Raw genomic sequence first — 24,585 nt, forward strand, 5'->3', positions numbered from 1 at the left:
GCTACTTACCGAAGCTGGCGAACGAACGCACGAGGTGCAGAATGGGACTTCCTCCCAAAATGACGAACATGGCTGGAAGCAGGAACAACACCATCGGAATAGTCAGCTTGGCGCCCAACTTGTGTGCTCTTTCTTCAAGCTTGGTAATACGTTCGCGCCGGAGGTCGACAGCGACACTCCGCAGAGCCTGGCCCACCGGCGTTCCGTATTGCAGGCTTTGGGCGACCATGAGTCCGAACCGGCGGAGCCCATCCGACGTAGATCCCAGTTTATCGAATGCGTCGCTGCGCCTTGGCAGGATTCGGAGATCATCAAGAAGGCCGCTCATGACCCGGGCTATAGCAGGATTGGTCTCATGCATTTCTTGCGCTACGCGTGCCAGCCCGCTTTCCAGGCCCATTCCCGATTCGCTGCACACAACCAGCAAATCGATCATATCCGGCGTGCCCAGTCGAATGGCGGCATCAAACCGCCGCTTCAGCACCGCCAGTATCAATCGCGGCGCTAAAATGCCGATCGCCACGCCAATAAGTGTGAAGACCAGCACATCCAGCAGTGCCTTCCCGAAAAGCTGAGCGACACACCCGGCGATGATCGGGCAGAGGGCCATGCTGACGGCTTTGACACCGATCCAGGTCGGCAAGGCTCGATGATGATTGAAACCTGATGATTGAAGGATGGTTCGTAGCTGATCCAGATTTTCCTCAGCATAGAAGCGACGATACCGCATGCCGAGTGACGAAAACCAACCGGTCACATCCTGGAAGGGGGCAGACTGGCCAGCAACGCCCATCACAGCGTTCGACACCCGGGCGTCCAATGTACGAACGTGTATTTCGCGGATAATCAACATGCAGGACGCAGTCCCAGCCACGACTGCGAGGGCCACCAGACTGAGACCAGAGGTCATAGTGCTGTTTCCCTTCTGACCATCCAACTTATCACCAGGGCTCCAACAAGCACCGAAACGACTGCGTAGACCAGCAGCTTGTTTCCGACCGGATCGGTGAACAACAGATCGACGGTTTGCGGATTGGCTGCGTATAGGACCCCACCTGCAATCAATGGCGAGACCGTCAGCGCTCGTGAGGAAAAGATCACCTCTCCCGCCAGTGCCTTGGCGCGAGCAGCCAGCGCAACACGTTGCCTGACAGTGTCTCCCAGGTTCTGCAAGGTCTCGGCCAGGCTGCCACCGGACTTCATCTGAACGGCAAGTGTCACCGCAAAGATCGCATACTCCGCCACCTGAGTTCGCCGATAGACAGCCTGGACAGCTTCCTCTGGAGGTCTACCCAGATTCACTTCGCTGCATACGATGGCAAACTGCCCAGCCGTTGGCTGCGGCATATCGCGCGCGAGGGCACGAAATGCCTCGTGCACAGGCAGGCCTGATCGCACGGTACTTGTCACCAGCTGGATCGCGTCAGGCAGCTGTCGAAAAAGCTGAAGAGCGAACCGACGTTTCTGCCATCCAAACAGGCCTCGTATCACAATAATGGCCGTGATTGCGGCGACGATGGACACGTAGACCAGGGAATATCCCAGCTGGCTGTTCGCATAAAGGATCGCTGCTGCTCCGAATGCACCGGCGAGCAGCACATAGGCCGGATGCAACACGTAGGGTATATCGGGATTGTAATTGGACAGCCGATTGAGAAACTGAGCCTGGGACCCGGTCTCCAAGCGGCGAATGGATGGTAGGTTAGCCGGATGCGACGTTGGCAGAGCAATCGCCAACTGGCGATTGATGCGTCTTTCCCGAGCGTCGAGCCACAACGAGATGGCTGCTGCACACATCGCGAGGGCCAGAACAGTGACGATCACGGACTCCAGCATCATACTTGCCTCATGGCCTCGGCCCAAGCACCATCTAGCCCGAAATAGACAAGACGGCTTTTGAACTTCGGAGTTGCAAGGTTGGACTTATAGCTGCCCGATATCCGCCCGTTCACATCCTCCTCTTGATACTCGAAGGCTGCGATGTCATTGGTGGTGATCACCTCCCCTTCAAGGCCGATCACCTCGCTGATCTGAATGATGCGGCGCTGTCCGTCCCGCATGCGTTCGACCTGCACAATGAGATCCAGCGCAGCGACGATCTGACTTCGAATGGCGCGCGACGGTAGATTGACCTGTCCCATCTGCACCATGTTTTCGATGCGGGTCAGGGCATCCCGGGTACTGTTCGCGTGTACCGTGGAGATCGAACCATCATGGCCGGTGTTCATCGCCTGCAGCATGTCGAATGCTTCGGCACTGCGCACCTCGCCAACGACGATCCGGTCGGGACGCATGCGCAGGGCATTCACCAGCAAATCGCGCTGTGTCACCTGCCCTGTGCCCTCGAGGCTGGGGGGCCGGGTCTCCAGGCTGATCACGTGCGGCTGCTGAAGCTGCAACTCCGCCGCGTCCTCGATCGTGACAATGCGTTCGGTGTGATCGATGAACTGGCTCATAGCGTTCAGGAGCGTCGTCTTGCCGGATCCGGTACCGCCGGAGACCAGAACATTGAGCCGCGAGCGGGCGGCGATCTCCAGCAAACGTCCGATGGCCGCGGTCATTGAGCCGTTTTCAATCAATCCGGCTATGTCCAAACGGCGGCTTGGAAATTTTCGGATGGAAATGCACGGACTATGGATCGCCAGCGGCGGGAGGATGATGTTGACCCGGCTGCCATCCAGCAGGCGACAATCGACCATCGGACTGGACTCGTCGACGCGCCGGCCAACCTGCGCGGCAATCTTCTGAGCGACGGAAGCAATGTGACCATTGTCCCGGAATCGCACCGCAACTCGTTCCAGCTTGCCGTTTCGCTCCACGTAGACATTACTCGGACCGTTCACCATGATATCGTTGATCGATTGGTCCAGTAGTAGCGGACGGAGCGGCCCGTAGCCCGTCATGTCGTCGGCAATTTCGTCTGCGAGCTGCAGCTGCTCACGGCCCGACAGCTCGAGCCGTTCCTGGTTGGCAATTTGATGGATGATCTCCTCAATCTGCCGCCGGAGAACTTCCCGCGAGACAGTTGCGGCCACCGATGGCTCGATCTGCTCAATTACCCGTTCGCGCAGCGAAGGCGGGATTATGGGTTGGTCGATCGGCGGTTCGTCGCGCCTTGGCGCGGGCGACGGCACGCTCGGTGCGGATACAGCCGTGCTGAGCGGCGGCAAAGGCAAGGCCATCGCAGATGCAGGGAGGCTTGTCGCCAATGAAGATATGTGAGCTGGTGTGTCGTCTTCACGCCTACCAAATTTTTTCATCGCAGATGTGCTGTGAGCACCCTCCTCCACCAGCCACTCCGCTCAGCAGCGACACCGCTGATCTCCCGTACGATCGGTGCCAGGTGGCGCCGCAATTTTCTGACGTGCTTCAGAGCTGGAATGCCCAGATTGAGCGCCTCGGTCATGCCCTTGCCGAGATCGGGAATGACGATGTCGGGCTCTGCACCCAACGCCTTGACGACCGCCGCCCTCGGCAGGCCCCCGGGACGACCGGCCCGGTTGAGCAAGGTAAAGACCCGGTCCTTGCCCGCGATGTTGATCACGGCGGCGCGTAGCGCATGGGCATTGCGAAGTCCGGTCACCTCGGATTCGAGCAGCACCATCACATGACGGGAAAGTTTAATCACGGGATAGATCGACGGCGGAAACGGGACGGGTACATCCACGACGATGTAGTTGAACCGTTGACGCAGCAGACCCAGCACGTGTCGTATGCCAGCTTCCGTAATTTCGAGCTGCGCATCGAGGTCCTCGTCGGCCGAGACCAAGCAAACCCTTTCGTTGACTTCGATTGCCGCGCGCTCGAGGAAGAGTGTGTCCGCCCGCATCGGATTTTCCAGAGCGATGCGCAGCCCCGGCCCGGGACGAACACCCAGCATCACGGCGGCCTCGCCGCCCTGCAAATGAAGATCAAGCAGCGCCACTTTGGCCTTGGTTGTCTCGGCGAGTTGCAGCGCCAGATTGATCGCGATGCTCGTGGCGCCGGCGCCGCCCTGCGCCCCGCAGATCGAGACCACGTGCCCGCCACGATCGATGTGGTTGGCTGCCACGTCGCCGAGCAGCTTGGGGCGCAGCTTGTCCAGCACCATATCGCGCGTGAGCGGCCGCGGCAGATACTCCGTCAAGCCGAGCTCCAGGAGCTCACGGTAGAAAGTAATCTCCCTGTTATCGCCGATCACGGCTACTCGGACATCGGGTGGACAGACGCCGGACAGCCTTTCCAGTTCAGTAAAAGGATCATCGATGCCACTGATGTCTGCCACCAGCGCAAACAGGTCGGTGTCGGTTTCAAGCATCCGTATGGCATTGCGGATCGTGCCGCGCCTGATCGAGAGGTTGGCGCCTTCGAGCCCCTTGCGCAACGCCGCAGCGCTGAGCTCATCATTTACGAAACCGACGATGCGGTTACGCGTGACGATTGAGGTCGATTCTTCAGGCGGAGTGGCTATGGCAATGTTCATCAGCGTTTCTCCGACAACCTGTTATCGTAACCCACCGCCGTTGCAGTCGGGCCTACGGCATCCGATGCACCGTCGCAGCTGACGAGAGCGTCTTCCACTTGCTTTCTGACCGTGTATTGCTTGACCTCACCGCCTGAATGAACGACTACTGCCGTTCTCTGTGCAGAAATTGCATACTGGCGGGCAAGTTCAGGCGACACATCACAGCTCGACATCGCGCCGGTGTCTGCCTTGTCCCACTGATCGACTGCTGCGCGTACGGCCAAGGAGAGCGTCCCGAGCTGCTTTGCGACGGTGACTTTCTTGACCTGGACCTGCGTAAGCTCCAGTGAAACAGTCTGCGTTTGCTTACCTGCCATCCCGCTAATGGGTCGCGCGCCCTGCACGATCTCCTGATCAATCGCGATGACTCGAACATTGCGCAGAACGGTTTCGCTCAGGGCGCGACGCGCGGTATCGACTTTCTCGAAAACCTGGGTCAACACGACGTCCACGTGATCGCCCGGCCTGATGAGGCCCGAGACACCGGCCTCCTCGTCAACCTTGATGCTGATGGCACGGCTGTCTGGCGCCAGGATACTGGCGAGGAAACCGCGGTCCCGCGGACGCAGGATATCCTGCAATGTAATGAGACTGCCCGCTTCGACGAAGTTGCGGATGAGTGAACCCGGAAGTCCGGACTTGGACTCGGGGGTTTCAAGGATAGCTCCCTGGGGAACGCGCTCCGGCGGCACCGCGCGCACGGCGAAATCCTCTTCGCGGGCCAACGTCCCCCTCGGCAACGGCCGTACCGCGATAAAGTATCCGGCCGTCGCCGGCGCCGCCGGCGCGAGGGTCGTCGCTGTCACCTGTACCGGGACCGGAGGCGTGGCCTTCGGCAGGTTCATGCTATAGGCAATCAGTCCGAACGCTGTGGTTGCAAGCAAAAGCACCACGATGATCGACAGACGCAGCGCGGATGACATTTCACGATCCTTTGCTCAGAATGGTCCAGATACCGCCACATGCGATAGCAACTCCGTAAGGCAGCGGGGCGTGTCGCAAATGGCGCCAACGCTCGATCGCGTAGATCCGCCGTACGAGCGACGATCCGGCGGGTGCCAACCTGGGATATGGCAGGTGGCGCATCATCAGATGCCCCAAGGCAAGAACGCCGCCGGCCAGCACGGTGACCGTTAGCAACTGCATCACGCCGCTCGGGGGGAGACCAACCGCCAGGGCAACCAACAGCTTGACATCGCCGCCACCAATTCCTCCGCGCGCGTATAGGACAAAAAGCAGCAGAAAGAGGATCGCGGCTGCGATCAGCGACACAGCGACTTGAATCGGGCTAGGCAATTGACCGGCGATCCCGAGGAGCGCCAGCGCGAGACAAATTTCGTTTCGGATCAGGCGCGTCGCAACGTCCATCGTTGCGACATAGAGCAACAACAGGATTTCCAGGATCGAGGCTGTGGGAGCAATCCAACTCATGAAATGCACGGTTCAAAAAAGGTGGAAGGCAAACTAGCGGGAGCACTCCTGCGGGAGGGGGGCAGCTTGCATTGCCCCCCTCTGGCGCCAAGATGGCCGTATCAACCAGCGATCGCGGTGGTGAAAGCGGTGGTGATTGCGGTGATCCCGGTCGTTAACGCCGCCCCGATCTGTCCACCGGCTCCGCCACCGAACACAGCACCCACTGCGCCAACGATGCAAACCGCGACGATGATGTACTCGAATGACACCACGCCATCCTGGTCCGTCCGCAGACGCTTCAACGCTTCCTTGGTCTCGATGTAATATTGCAACATTGGAAGAATCCCTTCTTTCAAGATGAATTTGCAGACACCTCGGCAACTTCCAGCGGCTGCGGATTATATCCGGCCGCCAGCGATAAACTATCCATTAAATGTTTATTAGCGTCAATATTTAATATATAATACCATCCTGAATTAACCGCCGCAAAACGCGCCGTCGTGACAATCCAAAAATCGATAAAACGTCGTAATACAAAGCCGATAGCCGGCCAACAATCGGAATCCTGGGCAGAGCGCTGGCTGAGAGTCATTAAAGAATCACCGGATTATTACGGGTGGCCGCCGGTATAATTTGATTATTCGGAAATTCGATATTTGTGCAAAGCCGATGAGCTGTCGGAGTGCATCCAACCCTTTCAATCCACTCGCATATGTCCGGCGGATGCAGCGACGACACCAGCGTGCATGGATCAAATTTCGCGAGGTCGGCCGGATGACCTAGCGCGCCGTCTGCAAGCCGTTGATATCACCCGTGCGGTAAGCGCTATGAATGCCTTGATGGCCTCGTGCCTCTCACACCGCACCTCCTCGGCCTCTGGCTTTTGCAGCGATTTGCGTCGTCCAGCGAAGTTGGCCTCCGGGACGAGGCCATTTGATCCTTCGTCGTCCGGCTCGGCGTCGCTACTGGATTGCCTCGTCCATCGGTTGCTTGACCGGTTACTTCTGCCGGAACGACTGATTGAATGACATCGCGAGCGGCCCGACGATGTAATCAAACGCGGTTCGCTGGACGGTCGGGATCATAACGGTCGCCGGCATGCCAGGGTACAGGCGAATGTTCGGCATGTCCGCCAACTCACTCTGATCAATCCGGACAAAGGCCGTGTAGTACGGCGCATTTGTCTTAGGATCAGTGAGGCGGTCAGCCGAAACCTGAATGACGTCGCCGTGAATGATCGGGACGATGCGCTGCTTGTAGGCAGTGAGATGGACTTCGGCGCGCATATTGGGATGTACGTCGCTGATGTCCTCCACCGCAACCTGGGCTTCGATGGTGAGTGCGTCCTCGGCCGGTACGATGTCGAGGATCTTGTCGCCGCGCTGGATGACGCTGCCGACGGCGAACACGGTCAATCCCACGACCCGGCCGGTATAGGGCGCCCGAATTTCCATGCGACCCAGGACCGACTTTGCACTCAACGCCTTCGGAATGACCTCGAGCAATCTGGCCTGCGTGTCACGCAAGTCCTTGGTGACATCTGTCATCCGATCATTGTCGAGTTGGGCGATCTGCTGCTCTTGCTCGGCGATGGCCTGTCGGGCCTTCGCGATACCGGCTTTTGTATCGGCGATCTGGCCTTCCAAACCGTACGCCGTCCGCTCCAGCTGGAGAATTCGCGGACGCGCAATCAGGCCCCGTTCGACCAACGGCGCAAGATCCTTTGCCTCGTTGCGGACCGAGTTGATCTGATCGGTGAAGGCCTTGACCTGTGCCTCGGCGCCCACAATCTGTGACCCAAGCTGGTTGATCTTCTCGCGAATGACGCTTCGTTGCCCGTCAAGCGATGCTCGCCGACTGTCGAACTGATTGAGCTGACCGGTCCATACGCTCTTAAAGTAGCGGTCATCAGAGCGCGCCCTCAAATCGGCCGGCATGGCCAGCTCGGATCCATGATCGAGCTCCGTCAGGAGCCGTACTTCCGTTGCACGAAGCACGGCATATTGTTGTGTGAGCACCTCATACTCGGCACGGACCTGCGTATCGTCCAGAACGATCAGGAGATCGCCTGCCAGCACCCGCTCCCCTTCTCGGACATGCAATTCCCTGACAATGCCGCCATCGAGGTGCTGAACGCTCTTGCGGTTGCCGTCGACCTTTACGATAGCATTTGCAACCACGGCGCCGTTGAGTGGTGCCGTCAGCGCCCAGGTGCCGAATCCGCCGAAAAAGATGGCGATGATCAGCCATCCCGCGAGTGCTACGCGACGAATCGAGTCGCTCGGTGCACCGCTCCTGAGTTGATCACTCGTCGAGCTCGGCGCTAATGCGCGTGGTTTCGACCAGCTTGTAAACTCCATCAGCGCCATGACCATGTCCTAACCCGTCGTCTCGCGGACCGTGTGGATCGGTACGGGCCTCGTCAGACGGGCCAGGATCTCGGCGCGCGGTCCGAACATCTCGACGACGCCTTCACGCAGCACCAGGATCTTGTCAGCCACGCCGATGGTGGCCGGCCGATGGGAGATAATCACCACCGTCGTGCCGCGCTTCTTGAGTTGAAGAATGCAATCGGCGAGCGCGGCGTCTCCTTCGGCGTCGAGATTGGAGCTCGGCTCGTCGAGCACGAGAAGGCTCGGATTGGCGAAGATGGCGCGGGCAAGACCAATACGCTGACGATAACCGCCCGAGAGTATGGCGCCGCCTTCTCCCACCTGCGTATCATAGCCATCCGGCAGGCGCAGGATCATCTCGTGCACGTCCGCCATCCGCGCCGCCAGAATCACCTCCCTGTCTTCGCCCTCCTGGAATCGGCTGATGTTGACGGCAACAGTGTCAGCAAACAGCTCAATATCCTGGGGGAGATAACCGATATGCTGGCCGAGTGACGTCTTGATCCAGCTCGAGACGTCCGCCCCGTCCAGTCGCACCGCGCCAGCAGATGGCGCAAGCACACCGACCAGATGACGCGAAAGCGTGGATTTCCCGGCGCCCGAAGGACCAATGATGCCTAGTACTTCGCCCGGCTCGATTGCGAACGATACCCCGCGCAGGATGGGCTTCGAACCAAACGGCGGCACATAGGAGAGCCCCTCGACCGAGAGTCGGCCCTGCGGGCGCGGCAGCGTCAAACCGACCTCCCGTTGGGGATCGGCTTTCAAGAGCTCGCGGATGCGCAGGAATGCTCCACGAGCAGATACAAGATTGCGCCAGGATCCAACGATCTGCTCTACCGGCTGCAGGGCTCTTCCGAGCAGAATGCTCGCGGCGAACATGGCGCCGACAGTTGCAAGTCGCTCGATCACGAGATAGGCGCCGAGACCAAGTATCATCGACTGCATGGCAAGCCGCAGAAAACGGATGATGCTCTGCATGGTGGCGGCGCGATCGCTCGCAGAGACCTGCCGTTCAAGCATGCGGGTGCGATCACGGGCCCAACGCCTCAGCAGCCCTTCGGTCATGCCCATTGCCCGCACCACTTCGGTATTGCGCAGGCTCATCTCTGTAAAGCTGTAGCTCCGGGAAGCCGCCTCGCCGGCCTCCGTCAACGGCAGCTTGACCCGCCACTCGTTAAACAGGGCCATAAGAATCAGCAGGATGGAGCAGCCCAATGCGAACGCCCCCAGGAACGGGTGCAGCACAAAAATCACGGCAATGTAGATCGGCGCCCAGGGCAGATCGAAGATCGCATGGATCCCCATGCCGGTGACGAACTGGCGGAAGGTGTCGAAATCGCGCAGCAGCTGGCTGCGCGCGCCGCCGGCGCCAGCGGAGCGATGAATGATCGCCGTCATCACGCGCGCCGCGATCGTCTGGTCGAGGCGAATGCTGGCGCGGGTCAGCACGCGGGCGCGTACGGCATCCAGCCCTGCCAGCGCCAGAAACGCCATCAACAGCGCGGTCGTGAGCATCAGCAGCGTGATCTCGCTGGCGCTTGAGATCACCCGGTCATAGACCTGCAGCATGTAGAGCGGCCCGGCCAGGTAAAGCAGATTGATCGCCAAGCTGAAGATCGCGGCAGTGACGAAATAGCCCCGGCAGCTTTGCAGCAAACGCCGGAGTTCGTCGGGTCTTTTGAACGGAGTACTCACACAGATCAGCGGAAAATCCGCCCCTCTTCAAAATCACACCGTAATCCAAAGTCGGGGCCGCAACATTGGCCCCGACCCATTTCCCCGCAGCGCATCAGGCCAGATGGTCGTGGTAGCTGATGAGCGTTCCCGTGTTCTTGTCTGCCTCGGTTTGGAAGCCCGCGGGGTCGTACTGGCCCAACAGGGTAATATTGGCGGTATGGACTCCGTCGGTCACCGACAGGGTTCCTCCAGCACCAGCCTGATTTGCGACATAGCTCGCGGTCGTGCCGGCCCCGAATGCCACATCGAGGAGATCCAGGTGGTCATCCCCGTTAAATCCGGACACGACCCCGCTAAAGTCGAAGGAGTCATGGAGCACGATTGTCCCGGTCGCTTGGGCATCAAGCGTGACATGCGCAGATGAGGCCGCTCCGAATTCGAGTGTGGCCGAACCGCTAATCTGAGCCGTTCCGTTACCGCTGACATTGCCATCGATTGTGACGTTGCCGCCATTGGCCCACAACACGCCGGTGTTGACGAGGTCGCTGTGGACCTCCAGTCCACCGGTTCCTGTTGCCTCGATCGTGCCGGTGTTGGTGACGGCGTTAGCTCCGGTATCGATGTCGAGCGCATTGGTGCCGGTGGCGATGATCGTGCCTTCGTTGACCAGCACCATCATCCCATCCCCGAGGTGGCCGGCACCGGAGATCGTGTTGTCCACGTTCGTCAGCGTAACGTCGGAAACCGTTCCGGTGATCACGTTCTCACTGCTGTCGGACAGGATGACCTGCCCGTGGCCCTGCAGCGTGATGCCGTGCTCGATCAGTTCGAGATCGGTCTCGCTTCCGCTCGAGTTCAACTCGATCGTGCCGGTATTGTCGATGATGCCGGAGAGCGGCAGGATTGCACCATCGGCGATCACCATGTGGCCGGCGTTTTCAGTGACCGGCGTTTGATCGAAGATGAAGTCGCTTGCCGTGAGCGACGAGGCATCGACCCCATGCAGCGTGATCGACTGCCCCTCTCCCGCTGAGATCACCGCGTTGCCGTTACTGTCATTGGCCGTGTGCGCCTGAATGTCGCCAAAGCCGGTGAACTCGGCATAACCGACCAGATCGATCTGGTCGTGCGCGGTGTCAAAATTGTAGATCGTATCCCGGCCAATCGGTTGAGCGAAAACGAGCAAGTCGTTGCCGCTCGAAGCGGTCAGGTTGTCGTCGCCCGAAATGGCGAAGATTGGTGAACCGGCCGCGTAAGCTTCAATATTGTCGAAAACAACCCTGGTTCCCGTGCTGCCGTCTGCCTCCGTCCACGTTTCGGCAACGTTCAGGACAACCGCACCCGCGAAGTCGGTGAGCGTGGTAACTGCTAGCGACCGGACATCATTTGTTTGCACCGTCCAGGTGCCGTTGCCTTCGTTCGTCCCCGCGTTCAAACTCCACCCCAACGGAACACCGCTGACTGTGACCGTTATCAGGTCGTTCAGGTCCGACGAGGGATCGGTCAGACCAAGGTTGATCTGCTCGCCGGCGATGCCGGCCGGAGCTACTCCCGTCGCAAAATCGGTGGCAGTCAATGACGTCACCCCTGCGAGGTGTATTTCCAGCAGGCTGGCGGTGCCGCCGTTGAGGGCGCCATTCGTGGCGTTACCGTAGACGATCGTCTGGTTGTTGGCAGTATCGACAAACCAGGCAAATGTATGGGCCGCAACTGAGCTCGTCGCCGTGGCCAACGACGTGCCGATCGATGTGATTGCAAGGCCCGAGGTGGCCGCGATTTTGTCAGACCCCGACGCAAAATCGGTGACAATATCGAAGCCGGCATGGTTTGAGTCGGTAACGGCCGTATACCTGAACGTATTGTTTCCGGTGCCGCCTGACAGAATATCAATGCCGGCCCCGCCGGTGAGCGTATCGTTTCCAGAACCGCCGAGAAGCAGATCGGAGCCGTTTCCGCCATTCAGGGTATCGTCGCCGCCGAGACCCACCACGATATCGTTGCCGTCGTTACCCGAGATTGTCTCACCGTTGGCAGTTCCAACCAGGGTATTATCCGAAGGATTGCCGGTTAACCCCGCAAGGAGATTGGGCAAGTCATCGGCGATCGCGGAATAGGTCGCAGCGCCACCTCCATTGAGTGCGAGCGCGAGATTTCCGTTTTCGAAAGCGGTGGCGCTCGCTTGCCAGCTCGAAGCTAAAAGGTCGAGAGTTCCTGTCGGAGAACCGTTAAAGTAGTTTTGTAACGCTCCTTCGAACGTTGCATTCGAGAGAACTTGCTCAAGCTGAGTGGAGGAGAACACCAGGGTGATGTCGTCTGCACCATTTCCACCGTTATAGGTGGTTGTCCCGTTGATGTGATTCCATGCTGTCACCAGAGTATCGCCGCCATTGCCCATCAAGACAGACCAATTGCCTGAAGGGGCCGGCGTATTTCCATCAAAAGTATTGTTGGCGAAATTGGCAATGTCAGTACCGTTTCCAAAATTGATCACGTGTCCACTGACGCTACCGGCCAACGTTATTGTGACGGTCACAGGATTGGAAGAGAGAGAGCCATCTGAAGTATGATAGGTGAACGAATCCGTGCCTAAGAAAGAGTCTGTCCGCGTGTAAGTAAATGAGCCATTGGGGTTAAGCGTCACCGTTCCGTGGGTCGGGTTGGTGTCTTTGACCGCAGTTATTGCACTGTCTGGATCAGAGTCGTTGGTGAGAACTCCTGGCGTTGTAACCGTCAAGATATTTCCGCCTGAAGTGTCGAGGATATATGCGTCATTCTGCGCCACCGGCGCGTCGTTGACCGGCGTCACCGCCACCGTCGAGGTCGCGATGTTGCTGGCGTGATTGGCGCCGGCCCCATCGTCCACCTGATAGCTGATGGTGCGGGTCGCACCCGAGGGGTTATCGCTTGAGCTCGAATACGTCACCGAACGTAGCGCCGCCTGGTAGTTCGCCACAGTCGCAGAACCGGTCAGCGTCAGCACGCCGGTCCCCGCATTGTAGCTGCCCGTGATGCCGTTCTGGTTGGTGAAGCCGAGCACATCCTGGCCTGAGGCGAAGTTGGTTGTGATCGATACTGTCGCCCCGGTCAGATTCGTGCTGTCGACATCCGACGCCGTCAGCACGGTGTCGATGGCCGTCGCCGCCTGGTTCTCGGTATAGGACAGCGTGCCACCATTAGCGTTCAACACCGGCGCGTCGTTGACCGGCGTCACGTTGATCGTGTCGGTCACGGCCACGCTGTTGGCGGCCCCGTCATTGGTGATGATGGTGACGGTGCGGGCCAGGCCCGACGGGTTGTCGCTGGTGTTGAAGTAGGTCACCGAGTCCAGCGCGGTCTGGTAGTTCGCGACGCTGGATGACCCGGTCAAAGTGAGCGTTCCGGTCGCTGCATTGAACGATCCGGTGATGCCGTTCTGGTTGGTAAAGCCCAGCACATCCTGGCCGTTGACGTAATTGCCGGTGATCTGCACCGTCGCCGAGACGAGATTGGCGTTGTCGACGTCTGACACCGTCAGCGCCGGGTCGATCGCGGTGGCGGCGTGGTTTTCCGTGTAGTTCAGCGTATGACCGGCAACCGCAACCGGCGTGTCGTTGGTGCCGGTCAGCGTGATCGTCAGCGTCGAGGGGGCGCTGGCGCCATGCTCGTCGGTGACCGTGTAATTCGCAACCACGACCTGCGTCGCGCCCTCGGCCAGGTGCTGGTAGGCCGCATTCGACGCCTCGAAGCTGTAGCTGCCGTCCGCGTTGATCGTCAGGCCGGCGACCGCGCTGGTCTGCGCATAGGTCAGCGTCGCGCCGTCATCCACGTCGCTGTCGTTGGTCGCCACAGAGCCCGTGATGGTGCTGTCTTCCAGACCGCTGTTGGTGTCGGCAACCGCAACCGGCGTGTCGTTGGTGCCGGTCAGCGTGATCGTCAGCGTCGAGGGGGCGCTGGCGCCATGCTCGTCGGTGACCGTGTAATTCGCAACCACGACCTGCGTCGCGCCCTCGGCCAGGTGCTGGTAGGCCGCATTCGACGCCTCGAAGCTGTAGCTGCCGTCCGCGTTGATCGTCAGGCCGGCGACCGCGCTGGTCTGCGCATAGGTCAGCGTCGCGCCGTCATCCACGTCGCTGTCGTTGGTCGCCACAGAGCCCGTGATGGTGCTGTCTTCCAGACCGCTGTTGGTGTCGGCAACCGCAACCGGCGTGTCGTTGGTGCCGGTCAGCGTGATCGTCAGCGTCGAGGGGGCGCTGGCGCCATGCTCGTCGGTGACCGTGTAATTCGCAACCACGACCTGCGTCGCGCCCTCGGCCAGGTGCTGGTAGGCCGCATTCGACGCCTCGAAGCTGTAGCTGCCGTCCGCGTTGATCGTCAGGCCGGCGACCGCGCTGGTCTGCGCATAGGTCAGCGTCGCGCCGTCATCCACGTCGCTGTCGTTGGTCGCCACAGAGCCCGTGATGGTGCTGTCTTCCAGACCGCTGTTGGTGTCGGCAACCGCAACCGGCGTGTCGTTGGTGCCGGTCAGCGTGATCGTCAGCGTCGAGGGGGCGCTGGCGCCATGCTCGTCGGTGACCGTGTAATTCGCAACCACGACCTGCGTCGCGCCCTCGGCCAGGTGCTGGTAGGCCGCATTCGACGCCTCGAAGCTGTAGCTGCCGTCCGCGTTGATCGTCAGGCCGGCGACCGCGCTGGTCTGCGCATAGGTCAGCGTCGCGCCGTCATCCACGTCGCTGTCGTTGGTCGCCACAGAGCCCGTGATGGTGCTGTCTTCCAGACCGCTGTTGGTGTCGGCAACCGCAACCGGCGTGTCGTTGGTGCCGGTCAGCGTGATCGTCACGGTCTGGGTGGCCGTTGAGCCATGACCATCATTGACAGTAACGACAAAGCTCTCGGTCACGCTCTGGCCCGCAGCGAGGTGCTGCGCGGCCACGTTGTCAAGGTTGTAGTGCCACTGCACCGACCCGTTGGCGGCATTTGCCGCCTCGCTCACCGGACCAAGCGAGAAGGTGCCGAGCGCAGTCGTGTTGGCTGGCGCAACGACGAATGTGGCGGTATGCCCGTCGCTTAGATCCACGTCAGTGAAGCTGACCGTGCCGGCTGCGGTCAGAGAATCCGACGGGTCCGGCGTCGCCGGGGCATCCTCGACCACTGTGCCGGCCTGAACACCAGAGGTGACGCTAACGACGTCATTCGCACCAGCTATGGTGATGGCGACGTCCTGAGTGACCGTCGAGCCTTGGCCGTCGCTCACTGTCACGGCGTAGTGCTCGACCACGCTCTGGCCCGCAGCGAGGTATTGCGCGGCCGCGTTGTTCAAGTTGTAGTGCCACTGCACCGAGCCGCTAGCAGTGTTGGCGCCCTCGCTCACCGTATCAAGCGAGAAGGTGCCGAGCGCGGAGGTGTTGGCTGGCGCGGCGACAAACGTCGCGGTATGCCCGTCGCTCAGATCCACGTCGGTAAAGCTGATGGTGCCGGCCGTCGTCAGGGAATCCGACGGATCCGGAGTCGCCGGGGCGTCCTCCACCACCGAGCCGCTCTGGACACCCGAGGTGATCGACACGATGTCGTTGGTGCCGGTGGTCGTGACCGTCACCGTCTGGGTGGCTGTCGAGCCGTGGCCATCATTGATCGTCACCACGAAGCTCTCGGTCACGCTCTGGCCCTCGGCGAGGTACTGCGCAGCCGCGCTGTTCAAGGCGTAGTGCCACTGCACCGACCCGTTGGCAGCATTGGCCGCCTCGCTCACCGGATCGAGCGAGAACGTGCCGAGCGCGGTAGTGTTGCCGGCCCCGGCGACAAACGTCGCGGTATGCCCATCGCTCAGATCTACGTCGTTAAAGCTGATGCTCCCGGCCGTAGCCAGGGAATCCGACAGACTTGGCGTCGACGGGGCGTCCTCCACCACCGCGCCGCTCTGGACACCCGAGGTGATCGACACGATGTCGTTGGTGCCGGTGATCGTGACCGTCACCGTCTGGGTGGCTGTCGAGCCGTGACCATCATTGATCGTCACCACGAAACTCTCGGCGACGGTTTGGCCTGCAGCGAGGTACTGCGCAGCCGCGTTGTTCAAATTGTAGTGCCACTGCACCGCGCCGTTGGCGGCATTGGGCGCCTCGTTGACAGGGTCGAGCGAGAAAGTGCCGAGTGAAGTGGTGTTAGAAGAAGCTGCTGCGAACGAGGCCGAATGCGTGTCGTTGAGATCGGCGTCGTTGAAACTGATAGTGCCGGCCGCGCTCTGCGAATCCGAGAAATCGGGTGTGGCATTCGCGTCTTCGACCACCGAGCCGCTCTGCGGACTCGATGTGATGAAGACCGAGTCGTTTGCCCCATTGAACTGGAGTGTCACGGTCGCCCAACTGAGCGTGCCATTGCCCAGCTGGATCGCGTAGGTGAACGTGTCAGTCAGCGTTTGCCCGGTCGCCAACGCCTGAAGCTGAACGTTGATGTCGCCCTTGTCGTAATGAACGGTGCCGTCCGCTTCGATCCAGATGCGTGCACCGAGGGCGCTGCGGTCACCGGTTGCGGCCATTCCGGCGGCATCGCTGCTGTACGCTACATCTTTGACCAGTAAGTCCGCTGGTGCGTAGTTTTTGGTGGACGCGGAGGAGCTCATTCCATCGTCCAGGGAGAACAGCGTCTTGGCCGCGCCCCCAAGATCATTTGCCAGCACGTTCAAGATGAGAATGTTGCTGGCGTCTTCCGCAAACGAGAAAATGTCCGTGTTGGCTTGCGGAGTATTGCCGAACGAAACTGTGCTGCCGCCGCCCGTTGCCTGCGTCGCCATAGCTTAAATCCTCTGGATGATGCGCCGTCCGCATTCGCGGACCGGCACAAATTGCACAATGGCGCGGGGATGATCGGCGAGCGAATGTCGTGTGCACGGTCGAGCGCCCGACAGCTGCCATGTTTGCAAACCGCAAACTTGGCTGGATCGAAAAATCGAAAATTGACGGAGAAGAATTCGAAATTTCCCGCGCCCGAGTGAACATTGCTACAAAATGCGTGCACGTCATTCGCAACCTCGCCTGCCAATGCAGAGCAGAGAGCGTCGCCGCAAAATCAATTCACGCAAATTGGTAGCGCTCGCTCGAACGGCGATAGGTCCGCCGACCGCAGCTCCATCAACTGCTGCCAAGTTACGCGAAAGATCTAGCGGTATCCCCCTTGCCCATCGTGGCCAGTGCTTGGCCGCCACGTTTGGCAATTATTGATTTTGCAATATTCGCCACTTCAGAAGCGACCACCGTGGCCAAGAAGCGTCACGATCATCCACTCCCCGATTAAATCGAGCCTATTTTAAATTAAAGCGCCAGTCTATTTATTTATTTATACGCCGCATTTAATGATTAATGCATGAAAATCAAGAAGAAGGAGGCTCTTGCGCCACTCCTTGCGAGGCGACCCCGGAATTTTACGGCTTTTACCCTGATGCACTCCGTCCGCGAGATGGTCATTGCTTCGCGTAGATCGACAGTCGCAGGGAGCCAACTGGAGCCAAACTCAGCCCTATCTGCGAAGACGAGGCATGAAAGCAACAGCCTCGCAATGCGTCGCGCGTGATTATTAACTTACGCACCCGACGCGCTCCAGGTCCGCCCGCCGTGACGCGGCGAATTTGGCTTTCGGCGAATTTGGCTTTCAATGTGATGCTGGTCATCCTCATGGAGGGCGGCAGCCGTCATTGTCGCCGGGGGCCCACGTTCCAGAGTGTGAGACCATCGCGGGACTCAAGGGTGGCGCGCTCCTAGAGCGAGGCGCGTAGCCAGACCGCTGACGCAACCCAACTGCTGGGTTATCGCTCGGTAGCCGACGCACGTGCCCTGGAGGGCGGCGAGGAGTCCTCGGCTGGGATTTCTGACATTGCGATGCTCGCGCATGAAGCTTCGCATCTCGTGCTGCCGTCCCGTGCAGTCTCGTTCGCTTTACCGCGCAGCGGGGGTCGGCGAGCAAGCATTCGAAATCCATGTGAAGCTTAAACCGAAAGCAGTTCCCGGTCGGCTTACAAATGGAACCAAATTGACTACCATTAAATGAGAAATTTGATTATGTCATATAATCATGATGACTCCATCGCAAAAACGAAAAATATGTTGGGGGAAAACATGGGAGGTTGAAATGGAAGCTGCCCGCCGCCTGCGTGCAATGGCGCTGCGTTGCCGACAGACTGCCGCACTCCAACCTGAGAGAAGCTGGAAACTGCTTGCAGAGGCAGAGTACTGGGAGCATCTGGCGGCTGCGGCCTTAGCTCATTGAGCTTCGGTGGAGTATTCTTTATCTTTCGCTTTTCGTCGACTTCTTACTTCAAATCATTTTCTGAGGCATGTGATGTCGAGTACGCGTCAGATTTTTTCTAGTGCTGTTCTGAATGAACGGCACCAGGCGCTTCTGGAGGAGCTTAGAGAGGTGGAGAAGCTTCGAAGTAAGCTCCGACATGTAGAAGCAAGAACAAGAAGAAAGCGTACCAAAGCGAGCGGCAGAGCAAGAGCCGTTTAGAGACGGCCGGGACCGCAGTAGCGAGCCCCGGTGACGACGTCGCTGCGACATGTCGGCAACCAGCCAGGCCGGGGTGCCTCACAATGCTCGAACTAACTCGGCGGCGAGACCGGCCGTCGATTCAGGATCGCGCGTTAGCTCCGACCTTCATTCGACGTTGCACTTCGGAACACAGCAACGAGTCGATCGCCTTGCCAAAGCTCAACGTCGTGCTCGTCATGCATTTGCTCGGCTCGGCGTCTCGCCGCCTGCTCGTCAATGCAGTCGAGCTTTGCAGCGCAGATCAGTTGCCGGCTGCCGTCCACCACGAACACCTTGTACCGCATAATGCAGTCCGATCCCAAAGGCGACCGTCATCGTACTCGAATGTCCGTCTAAGCCGGTGCCAAACTAGGCGTGGCGCACGGAATCTTTGTACGTGTGGCAGTTCGGCTATACCGGCTCGTGGAATCCATTGATTGCGCGGCGGATGTACCTCGCATCTAAGCTAACGTAATCTCCACGCATGCCGAAGCGTGCGGCTCGAGCTCAAGAGCGAGAGGCCACCAAGCGTCATCAGCAGTACACCGAACCAGGCCGTCCAGCTGCGCGCTTCGCCGTGCGCCTCTGCAGTGCGCGCGCCCAGCGGCATATCTTGAGGTGCGTCGGCGAGAAGCTGCCCAACGTCGACTTGGCCCGGCACGGAGTGTTCGGAGGTGATCTGGTTGGGAAGATCGACAATGGGGGCCGCCGACCCCGTGCCGAGATTGGAAGCGGCATCAGCTACCTTCATTTCGGGTACAGGCGGCTGAGATTGCTCGGGCGGTGCGGAGCGCAGCACCTCCGCGCGCGCATCAACGACCGCGCTCCACCTCGTCCCGTTCTCGTCCAAACTGGCGCTGCGGTCTTTGGCCATGCGAGCCCGAATGGGCTTCTTCACCGTCGCGATGCCCTCGGCCAGGAACCAGCATTTGCGGCGACCGTCCATTCGGTAGACCCAATGCTGTCCACCAGTGGTCGAGGTACCGGGACGCGGCACGCATTCGGCTTGCGGCGGAGAGGTTACCGTGGGTTGGGGCGTAGCAGTATTGAAGAAGTCGGCAAGAGGGTTGGCAGACGCAGGCGCCGCCGATAAACCTCCGACAAGCACCAAACTGGCGAAGTATAATCGCAAATGACCGGACATCGAAAACTCCCGGGTGCGCCCCACCCCCGCTCGAACCTTAGCGGCGACAACGGCTCCCATGCGGCTTAAATCGGGCGGCGCGATGAATTAATTAATTGTACTCTTGGCTACCTGATTAATATGCCGGTCACGAGGCAGCGCGATTCATCGAGCCGTCCGCGCCGCCGTCCGGTCGATCGCCATCTTTGCGCTCGTCCCCGAGCACGAAAGCGCAACTGGCCTAGGGTGAGTTTGTGGAGGTCACGAGACGTGGCTACCCCGCGCGGCGATTTAAATACTCCGCCACGATATTACCACTGTCGCGCCTTTCTCCCTGCTACCTCTCGTATTAAATGTGGATTGCATGATCAATATTTAACTGAGGGCTTGTCTGCTCCCGGATTCCCGACTTGTCTGCCTGGGCCTTCTGCCCAAGATTAGGGATGGAGCCATGAACACCGCGCATTTCAATTCGCTCTCCGTTGACGAGCTCTGGATATTTCACCAAGAGGTCGCCGCCAAACTCACTCAGAAAATGTTGGTGCAAAAAGCACATTTGGAGGAACGGCTCCACAGGATTGGACTGGCCAACGAGGCCACGCGGTTCAATCGCGAGCGCCGTCCATACCCGCCCGTTCGTCCCAAATATCGCAATCCGAAGAACCCGGCGGAGACATGGTCGGGTCGCGGCAGGCTGCCTCGATGGCTGCGGCCGCAGCTTCGAGGCGGCCGAAAATTGGACGATTTCCTAATCGATCGGGCTTCAGCCGAAAAGCGGCAGACAAGTTGAGCGCGCGTTGCGGCATTTTGGGATGGAAATGCTGGCGCCGGCTGTTCCCCCTTGGGCTCTGAGCTCCTCACATCATCGTTGAAGCGCGGGTCATAACCATGCTTCGAGGCATGGCCATAGCGAGAGCGCTGGGCTGATGGTCTCGCTGAATCGCTCGGGGGGCCCGCGGCGCAGTGAGGACATCGACGAGAATCTCAAGCACGCGATGGCCATGTCTAGTTGTCGTGCCCGCTGAAGTGCCGCCTAACCGCATTCCACGCTCGAAGGACTGGAAGGATGAGCACGATGAAAAGAACCCTGATTGCAACCGGCCTCATTGCGCGCTGCAGGAGTGGTGGGTCGTGATCGTCCAAGCGACCGGCCGTCGTGTTAATCGTCACCGGAGATGGAATTCCTGCTCGCCGAGTAGGTGCCGGTCTGCGCGAGGGCAGGACAACTACAACAAACAGAACGTTCACCAGTAGCCATATTCCCACAATGAGAAGAAAAGTACGCACGAGAACGACCATCGTTGATCTAAATCTGCCGAGCTTACTCCTGCCTCATACCCGGCACGCAACCGGCAACACTGCGTTCGCGGACGGAGCCGCTTCAGCGCAGCCGGCACATTTTCGCATCTCCCCGAGGCCGTTGGGCCCCGAGCGCTTTGCGAGCGTCCGGGATCGCTCGCAGCCTAGTCCGGCGCAACACTCGCGTCTGTGCGCTTTCGAACATTCATGCCCCTTCAGGTATGCTAGTTCTATGCATCATCCGGCGAGAGCCGGACAGGGATGGCTCATCGGCCAAGACGGCCGTCCTCAGCCCGCAATCCCTGAACAGCGGCTGGGTCATGCAGCGGGGCCAAATATCGCAGAACGATGAGCGGCGAATTTGGCGGTCCGCATAGAACCAGTATCGAGTTTCGGCAGTTGACTCCGGGTGGATCCGAACCAGCAAACTGATTTGTTCGGGCCAAGGATAAGTTTAAGCTAAGCCGGCACACATGAAGGACCTCCGACGACGTTTGGAAAAGGTCCGCGCTGACGCCAGAGAGTTTATGCTGATGAGCCAGCAAGCGACGGACATAGAAAAGCGCGAGCTGTTTAAGCGCTTGGCGGATGAACTCGCCTTCGAGGCTCTCGAGCTTGAGCTAATCGTCAAGAAAAATGAGCGAGCTAATCCGTGCGACCAGCACGAGGTCGTGGAGTTTAAGCCGCCCTCTCAGCGAGCGCGTGGCTGATGCGGAAGAGGTCAAGCCGGCTAGATCGGCGTGACAACGGAACTTTGCGCATGGCTCCGCCAGCGAACGCTGCTCCGCCTTCGCCGCATCGCATTGCGGTTGGGAGGGGCCCAATCCGGAAGCGGTGATGTCATTGTACGCCGCCAGCAGTTCATCCATATGGTCCTTCCGTCGATTTCGAAGAACAGCGGGGTTTCAGGCAAGGCGCCGAGGCTACGGAAGTGGTCGACTATTTCTCGGTGAACCTCGATCGCAGCCCACGGACCCACCCGTAAATTTCCCAAGTGTTCGAAACGAGGCGCGCTGGTTAACTGGTACGGGTGAGCACCGCACCATGAAAACGCCGAAGCCAAAGCAATGGACCGACCGCGAGGTCCAGCAATTGTCGAAGCTGGCACGGACGGGCGCTGGCGTATCGAAGATTGCAGCCGAGCTGGGCCGTCACGCAGGATCAGTGATGCGAATGGCGCGAACGATAGGGGTATTGTTGAAGAAGTAGCCGTCGAGGAAGCTCGCGCATGCCCCGCCCGAAGGAGCGCAGCACGGCTGACCTACAGGCCGGAACCACGACTAATGTCCCGCACAAGCCTGAGCGCGGCGCCAGTATTTCTACCGTAGAAGAGCGTCTGATCGAGCTGCGAAAGAATGGTCAGCCCAAATAGCGTGATGGCAATGCCTCTAAACATTGTCGTGGACCACGGTGCAGTGCAAGTTCAAACGGCCCCGGCCGCAGGTTGGGAGGAACAGCCGGGGCCGGTATTCCCATTCCATGTGCCGCAATCGGCGGTAATCGGCACGCACCTAGCAAGCCAGATAAAAGCTAACGAATTGTTTCGTAAGTCCCGAATTCGGAGCGAAGCGCTGCTTTGGTGTTGCAACGGCAACGTGCTTCGCAACCAACATAGCGCGAGCGCCGCCCGTACTTGTACGGAGGTTGAACCAAACCTCTTGCCGTTGCGTGTCGTCCATATTCAACGTCTACTTCAGATTGATTTTGTGACGATCCGATTTTTCAGACGAGGCCGGTCCATGAGCGTCAAAGCCATGATGGCGACTATCCTCAAGAACCACCTGACATCGCGCGGAGTGCATTCGCTGACGCATTCGGACTGCGCGGAGATCGTGGAGCACTTGATCGAAAAGCTCACTGAGCTTGAGCTTAGTTTAGCGCGAGAAGTAGCCAACAACCAGAAACTGCAGTAGCACGAAGCATGATGAGCAATCGAGACTGACAGCGGCGTGATTGCTGATCCGTTCCGCTGCCCGATGGCCGCAGTCTGAACACGCTGCACGTCGCCACGACCGACGACGCTCTCGGCGCGCGAGAATGATGCGCCGGAATGGTGCCCCTAACGACATTGATGCTGTTTGTGGCACTATCGGCGCAGGTCGCGCCCATGGGCGAGAGACCGTCTCGATTAACCCGACCGAGATGTGTAGAGCGCCGACAGCGACCCAACTCACGACTAGGTGAGTAGGCCATGTGCTTACAAGGCAGAGGCCCCAGGAGTGCCTGAGGCGGACCTCTTCCCTCATCAACTAATCGTCGTCCCGGTCGTGAGGATGGTGTTCGAGGTGGTGCTCATGGTGATGGTGCTCTGCCCCACCTCCGTTCACACCTTTTGCCCCAGACGCAGCGATGGCGTTTGACGTGAGTGAGGTCGATAGAAGCAAGGTCATGGCGGGCGGCGTTACGGCCGCAAATCTACCGCAGGTCCTCAAAAATTCACGTCGATCGTCATCTTCTGTCGAGGCATGACATCCACGTCACGAACGTCTTCGGACCGACAGAGGCACCACATTATTTTCAGTTATCCGAATTTAATTCGTTAAATGTATTTAATCGATCATGCAATGCAACGAAGGCAGCTTAATATTCGGGGTTGGGTGAATCCGAACGTGTACCTCCTCAGCGGCGGTGGCGCTCTTGAGTATGTCCAGAGCAGTGATCCGTCGGGAACGGATGGGAGTATCGTCCTAATTAAATGGACAGCTTCTTGATGTTGTTGTAATTTTCTCGGGTTTCAGCTTCGGAACTGATGTTTTGGAGCAACTCATGCCGGAGTATCGAGCCTACATTCTTGGATCGGACGGCCACATACAGCTTCGCCTTGAACTTGATTGCGTCGACGAACCAACGGCGAGCGAACGAGCCAAGCAGCTCGTTAACGGCCAAGTCGTCGAGCTTTGGGAAGGCGCGCGCAAAATCGCGACATATAGGCCAGAAGAGTAAGGTCGCCGACTCTGGCGCGCTGGACCAACCCACATTTCGATTGCCGCGACGAGGATCTTGCTCATAGGGGCATAAGCGCACACTGCGCGTCATTCGTGGTCGCCGTTGCTTCGGGGGCAATCGTCTCCCGGCGCGAGTAATCATTCGCCTCTGTGCGTGCTTGAGGCTCTGTTCTTTCATTTGCACAAGCGACGTTGCATTCTTGGAAATGGGACGACAGCTCAAGCTCAGCCAAGTGCTCCCAGTATTCTGCTTCCGCGAGGAGCTTCCATTTATTCACGCCATTGTACGCTGCTTGTTGACGACACAGCGAACCCATCGCGCGTAAGCGTCGCACCTTCTCCACTGCGGACCCCCTTCGGCTTGTTTTTGACAAACCTGTTATTTCTGAGTGTCAGAGTTAAAGTCTCGCAGATTGAAATGACAAGCCCGGTGTTTGACTGGTTTTATGACAGCGCAATAGTCTGACTTTTGCCGCTAGCGTGCATCCGGTTGAAACATTGACTAGATCGATAAACCCCGCTCTTCCGACTGCCCGCAATCCCCCTCGCGGAGGCGCTTAGGAAGGTGGCGGCTCCAGTCCGATGACTGGAGCCTTTTGTCCGCCATCCATCAAAGCAGGTGAGCAGTCCCAGCGCTGAGTGCAATGTCGAGTGTCAGCGCCAGAGCGTCGTCCGCCTGTGCTCTGCGCAGGCATGCAATAAGGTTCGCACCAGCAGCAGTGAACTTTTGAG

The 24,585-nt window shown here is 59.3% G+C and carries 17 protein-coding genes; 2 read left to right on the forward strand and 15 right to left on the reverse strand.

Annotated features, from left to right (window positions below):
- Position 1: 1 nt before the first annotated feature.
- From IVB54_RS28260 to IVB54_RS28315, 12 genes are all read right to left on the reverse strand, one after another.
- On the reverse strand, positions 2-910 hold the full coding sequence (locus IVB54_RS28260; protein ID WP_018458247.1) for a type II secretion system F family protein: 909 nt from the start codon (positions 908-910) through the stop codon (positions 2-4).
- Entirely contained in the window at positions 907-1,839 is a 933-nt protein-coding gene (locus IVB54_RS28265) for a type II secretion system F family protein (RefSeq protein ID WP_018458246.1), read from the reverse strand. Before IVB54_RS28265 ends, IVB54_RS28260 begins: the two co-directional genes overlap by 4 nt.
- Positions 1,836-3,260: a CpaF family protein gene (locus tag IVB54_RS28270; protein WP_026233540.1), complete on the reverse strand. Its 1,425-nt coding sequence runs from the start codon at positions 3,258-3,260 to the stop codon at positions 1,836-1,838. The genes IVB54_RS28265 and IVB54_RS28270 overlap by 4 nt, the downstream gene beginning before the upstream one ends.
- The gene (locus tag IVB54_RS28275) at positions 3,257-4,462 is read right to left on the reverse strand and encodes a Flp pilus assembly protein, ATPase CpaE (protein WP_018458243.1); all 1,206 of its coding nucleotides are present in this window, start codon (positions 4,460-4,462) and stop codon (positions 3,257-3,259) included. The genes IVB54_RS28270 and IVB54_RS28275 overlap by 4 nt, the downstream gene beginning before the upstream one ends.
- Positions 4,462-5,427, reverse strand: a complete 966-nt coding sequence (cpaB, locus tag IVB54_RS28280) for a Flp pilus assembly protein CpaB (protein WP_018458242.1) — start codon at positions 5,425-5,427, stop codon at positions 4,462-4,464. Before cpaB ends, IVB54_RS28275 begins: the two co-directional genes overlap by 1 nt.
- A gap of 1 nt (position 5,428) precedes the next feature.
- Complete coding sequence (locus tag IVB54_RS28285) at positions 5,429-5,935, reverse strand: A24 family peptidase (RefSeq protein WP_018458241.1); 507 nt, start codon at positions 5,933-5,935, stop codon at positions 5,429-5,431.
- A gap of 101 nt (positions 5,936-6,036) precedes the next feature.
- Complete coding sequence (locus tag IVB54_RS28290) at positions 6,037-6,252, reverse strand: hypothetical protein (protein WP_018458240.1); 216 nt, start codon at positions 6,250-6,252, stop codon at positions 6,037-6,039.
- Positions 6,253-6,269: 17 nt separating this feature from the next.
- Positions 6,270-6,509 carry a hypothetical protein gene (locus IVB54_RS28295; RefSeq protein WP_247368265.1) on the reverse strand — a complete coding sequence of 80 codons (240 nt, stop codon included), beginning with the start codon at positions 6,507-6,509 and terminating at the stop codon, positions 6,270-6,272.
- 406 nt (positions 6,510-6,915) lie between these two features.
- The gene (locus tag IVB54_RS28300; protein WP_026233538.1) at positions 6,916-8,286 is read right to left on the reverse strand and encodes an HlyD family type I secretion periplasmic adaptor subunit; all 1,371 of its coding nucleotides are present in this window, start codon (positions 8,284-8,286) and stop codon (positions 6,916-6,918) included.
- A gap of 9 nt (positions 8,287-8,295) precedes the next feature.
- Positions 8,296-10,008 carry a type I secretion system permease/ATPase gene (locus IVB54_RS28305; protein WP_247375582.1) on the reverse strand — a complete coding sequence of 571 codons (1,713 nt, stop codon included), beginning with the start codon at positions 10,006-10,008 and terminating at the stop codon, positions 8,296-8,298.
- Between the two features lie 94 nt (positions 10,009-10,102).
- On the reverse strand, positions 10,103-16,756 hold the full coding sequence (locus tag IVB54_RS28310) for a VCBS domain-containing protein (RefSeq protein WP_247776539.1): 6,654 nt from the start codon (positions 16,754-16,756) through the stop codon (positions 10,103-10,105).
- 2,196 nt (positions 16,757-18,952) lie between these two features.
- Positions 18,953-19,432 (reverse strand): hypothetical protein, encoded by a 480-nt coding sequence (locus IVB54_RS28315; protein WP_240543874.1) that lies wholly within the window; start codon positions 19,430-19,432, stop codon positions 18,953-18,955.
- 628 nt (positions 19,433-20,060) lie between these two features.
- On the opposite strand from IVB54_RS28315, the gene IVB54_RS28320 reads away from it, so the two are divergent.
- Positions 20,061-20,399 (forward strand): H-NS histone family protein, encoded by a 339-nt coding sequence (locus IVB54_RS28320; RefSeq protein ID WP_085357172.1) that lies wholly within the window; start codon positions 20,061-20,063, stop codon positions 20,397-20,399.
- Positions 20,400-21,528: 1,129 nt separating this feature from the next.
- Here the strand turns inward: IVB54_RS28320 and IVB54_RS28325 are convergent.
- Positions 21,529-21,777, reverse strand: coding sequence for a hypothetical protein (locus tag IVB54_RS28325; protein WP_158091481.1), 249 nt, complete (start codon positions 21,775-21,777; stop codon positions 21,529-21,531).
- Positions 21,778-22,263: 486 nt separating this feature from the next.
- Between IVB54_RS28325 and IVB54_RS28330 the strand changes: the two genes are divergently transcribed.
- A complete protein-coding gene (locus tag IVB54_RS28330; RefSeq protein WP_247367259.1) occupies positions 22,264-22,821 on the forward strand; it encodes a hypothetical protein in 558 nt (185 codons plus the stop codon).
- A 336-nt stretch (positions 22,822-23,157) separates the two neighbouring features.
- Here IVB54_RS28330 and IVB54_RS41750 read toward each other — a convergent pair whose 3' ends face one another.
- Complete coding sequence (locus IVB54_RS41750; RefSeq protein ID WP_083926420.1) at positions 23,158-23,340, reverse strand: hypothetical protein; 183 nt, start codon at positions 23,338-23,340, stop codon at positions 23,158-23,160.
- A gap of 259 nt (positions 23,341-23,599) precedes the next feature.
- A complete protein-coding gene (locus tag IVB54_RS28335) occupies positions 23,600-23,944 on the reverse strand; it encodes a hypothetical protein (RefSeq protein WP_157642962.1) in 345 nt (114 codons plus the stop codon).
- Positions 23,945-24,585: the final 641 nt, after the last annotated feature.

Source organism: Bradyrhizobium sp. CW1 (assembly GCF_023100665.1).
GTDB lineage: Bacteria > Pseudomonadota > Alphaproteobacteria > Rhizobiales > Xanthobacteraceae > Bradyrhizobium > Bradyrhizobium canariense_D.

Bases quoted from the DNA above. Each gene is read 5' to 3' on its own strand.
- IVB54_RS28270 (WP_026233540.1), bottom strand. From the start codon at position 3,260: ATGAAAAAATTTGGTAGGCGTGAAGACGACACACCAGCTCACATATCT.
- IVB54_RS28335 (WP_157642962.1), bottom strand. From the start codon at position 23,944: ATGACGCGCAGTGTGCGCTTATGCCCCTATGAGCAAGATCCTCGTCGC.
- IVB54_RS28315 (WP_240543874.1), bottom strand. From the start codon at position 19,432: ATGGACGGTCGCCGCAAATGCTGGTTCCTGGCCGAGGGCATCGCGACG.
- IVB54_RS28295 (WP_247368265.1), bottom strand. From the start codon at position 6,509: ATGACTCTCAGCCAGCGCTCTGCCCAGGATTCCGATTGTTGGCCGGCT.
- cpaB (WP_018458242.1), bottom strand. From the start codon at position 5,427: ATGTCATCCGCGCTGCGTCTGTCGATCATCGTGGTGCTTTTGCTTGCA.
- IVB54_RS28310 (WP_247776539.1), bottom strand. From the start codon at position 16,756: ATGGCGACGCAGGCAACGGGCGGCGGCAGCACAGTTTCGTTCGGCAAT.
- IVB54_RS28275 (WP_018458243.1), bottom strand. From the start codon at position 4,462: ATGAACATTGCCATAGCCACTCCGCCTGAAGAATCGACCTCAATCGTC.
- IVB54_RS28330 (WP_247367259.1), top strand. From the start codon at position 22,264: ATGGTCAGCCCAAATAGCGTGATGGCAATGCCTCTAAACATTGTCGTG.
- IVB54_RS28285 (WP_018458241.1), bottom strand. From the start codon at position 5,935: ATGAGTTGGATTGCTCCCACAGCCTCGATCCTGGAAATCCTGTTGTTG.
- IVB54_RS28265 (WP_018458246.1), bottom strand. From the start codon at position 1,839: ATGATGCTGGAGTCCGTGATCGTCACTGTTCTGGCCCTCGCGATGTGT.
- IVB54_RS28325 (WP_158091481.1), bottom strand. From the start codon at position 21,777: ATGGATGAACTGCTGGCGGCGTACAATGACATCACCGCTTCCGGATTG.
- IVB54_RS28300 (WP_026233538.1), bottom strand. From the start codon at position 8,286: ATGGCGCTGATGGAGTTTACAAGCTGGTCGAAACCACGCGCATTAGCG.
- IVB54_RS28260 (WP_018458247.1), bottom strand. From the start codon at position 910: ATGACCTCTGGTCTCAGTCTGGTGGCCCTCGCAGTCGTGGCTGGGACT.
- IVB54_RS28320 (WP_085357172.1), top strand. From the start codon at position 20,061: ATGAACACCGCGCATTTCAATTCGCTCTCCGTTGACGAGCTCTGGATA.
- IVB54_RS28290 (WP_018458240.1), bottom strand. From the start codon at position 6,252: ATGTTGCAATATTACATCGAGACCAAGGAAGCGTTGAAGCGTCTGCGG.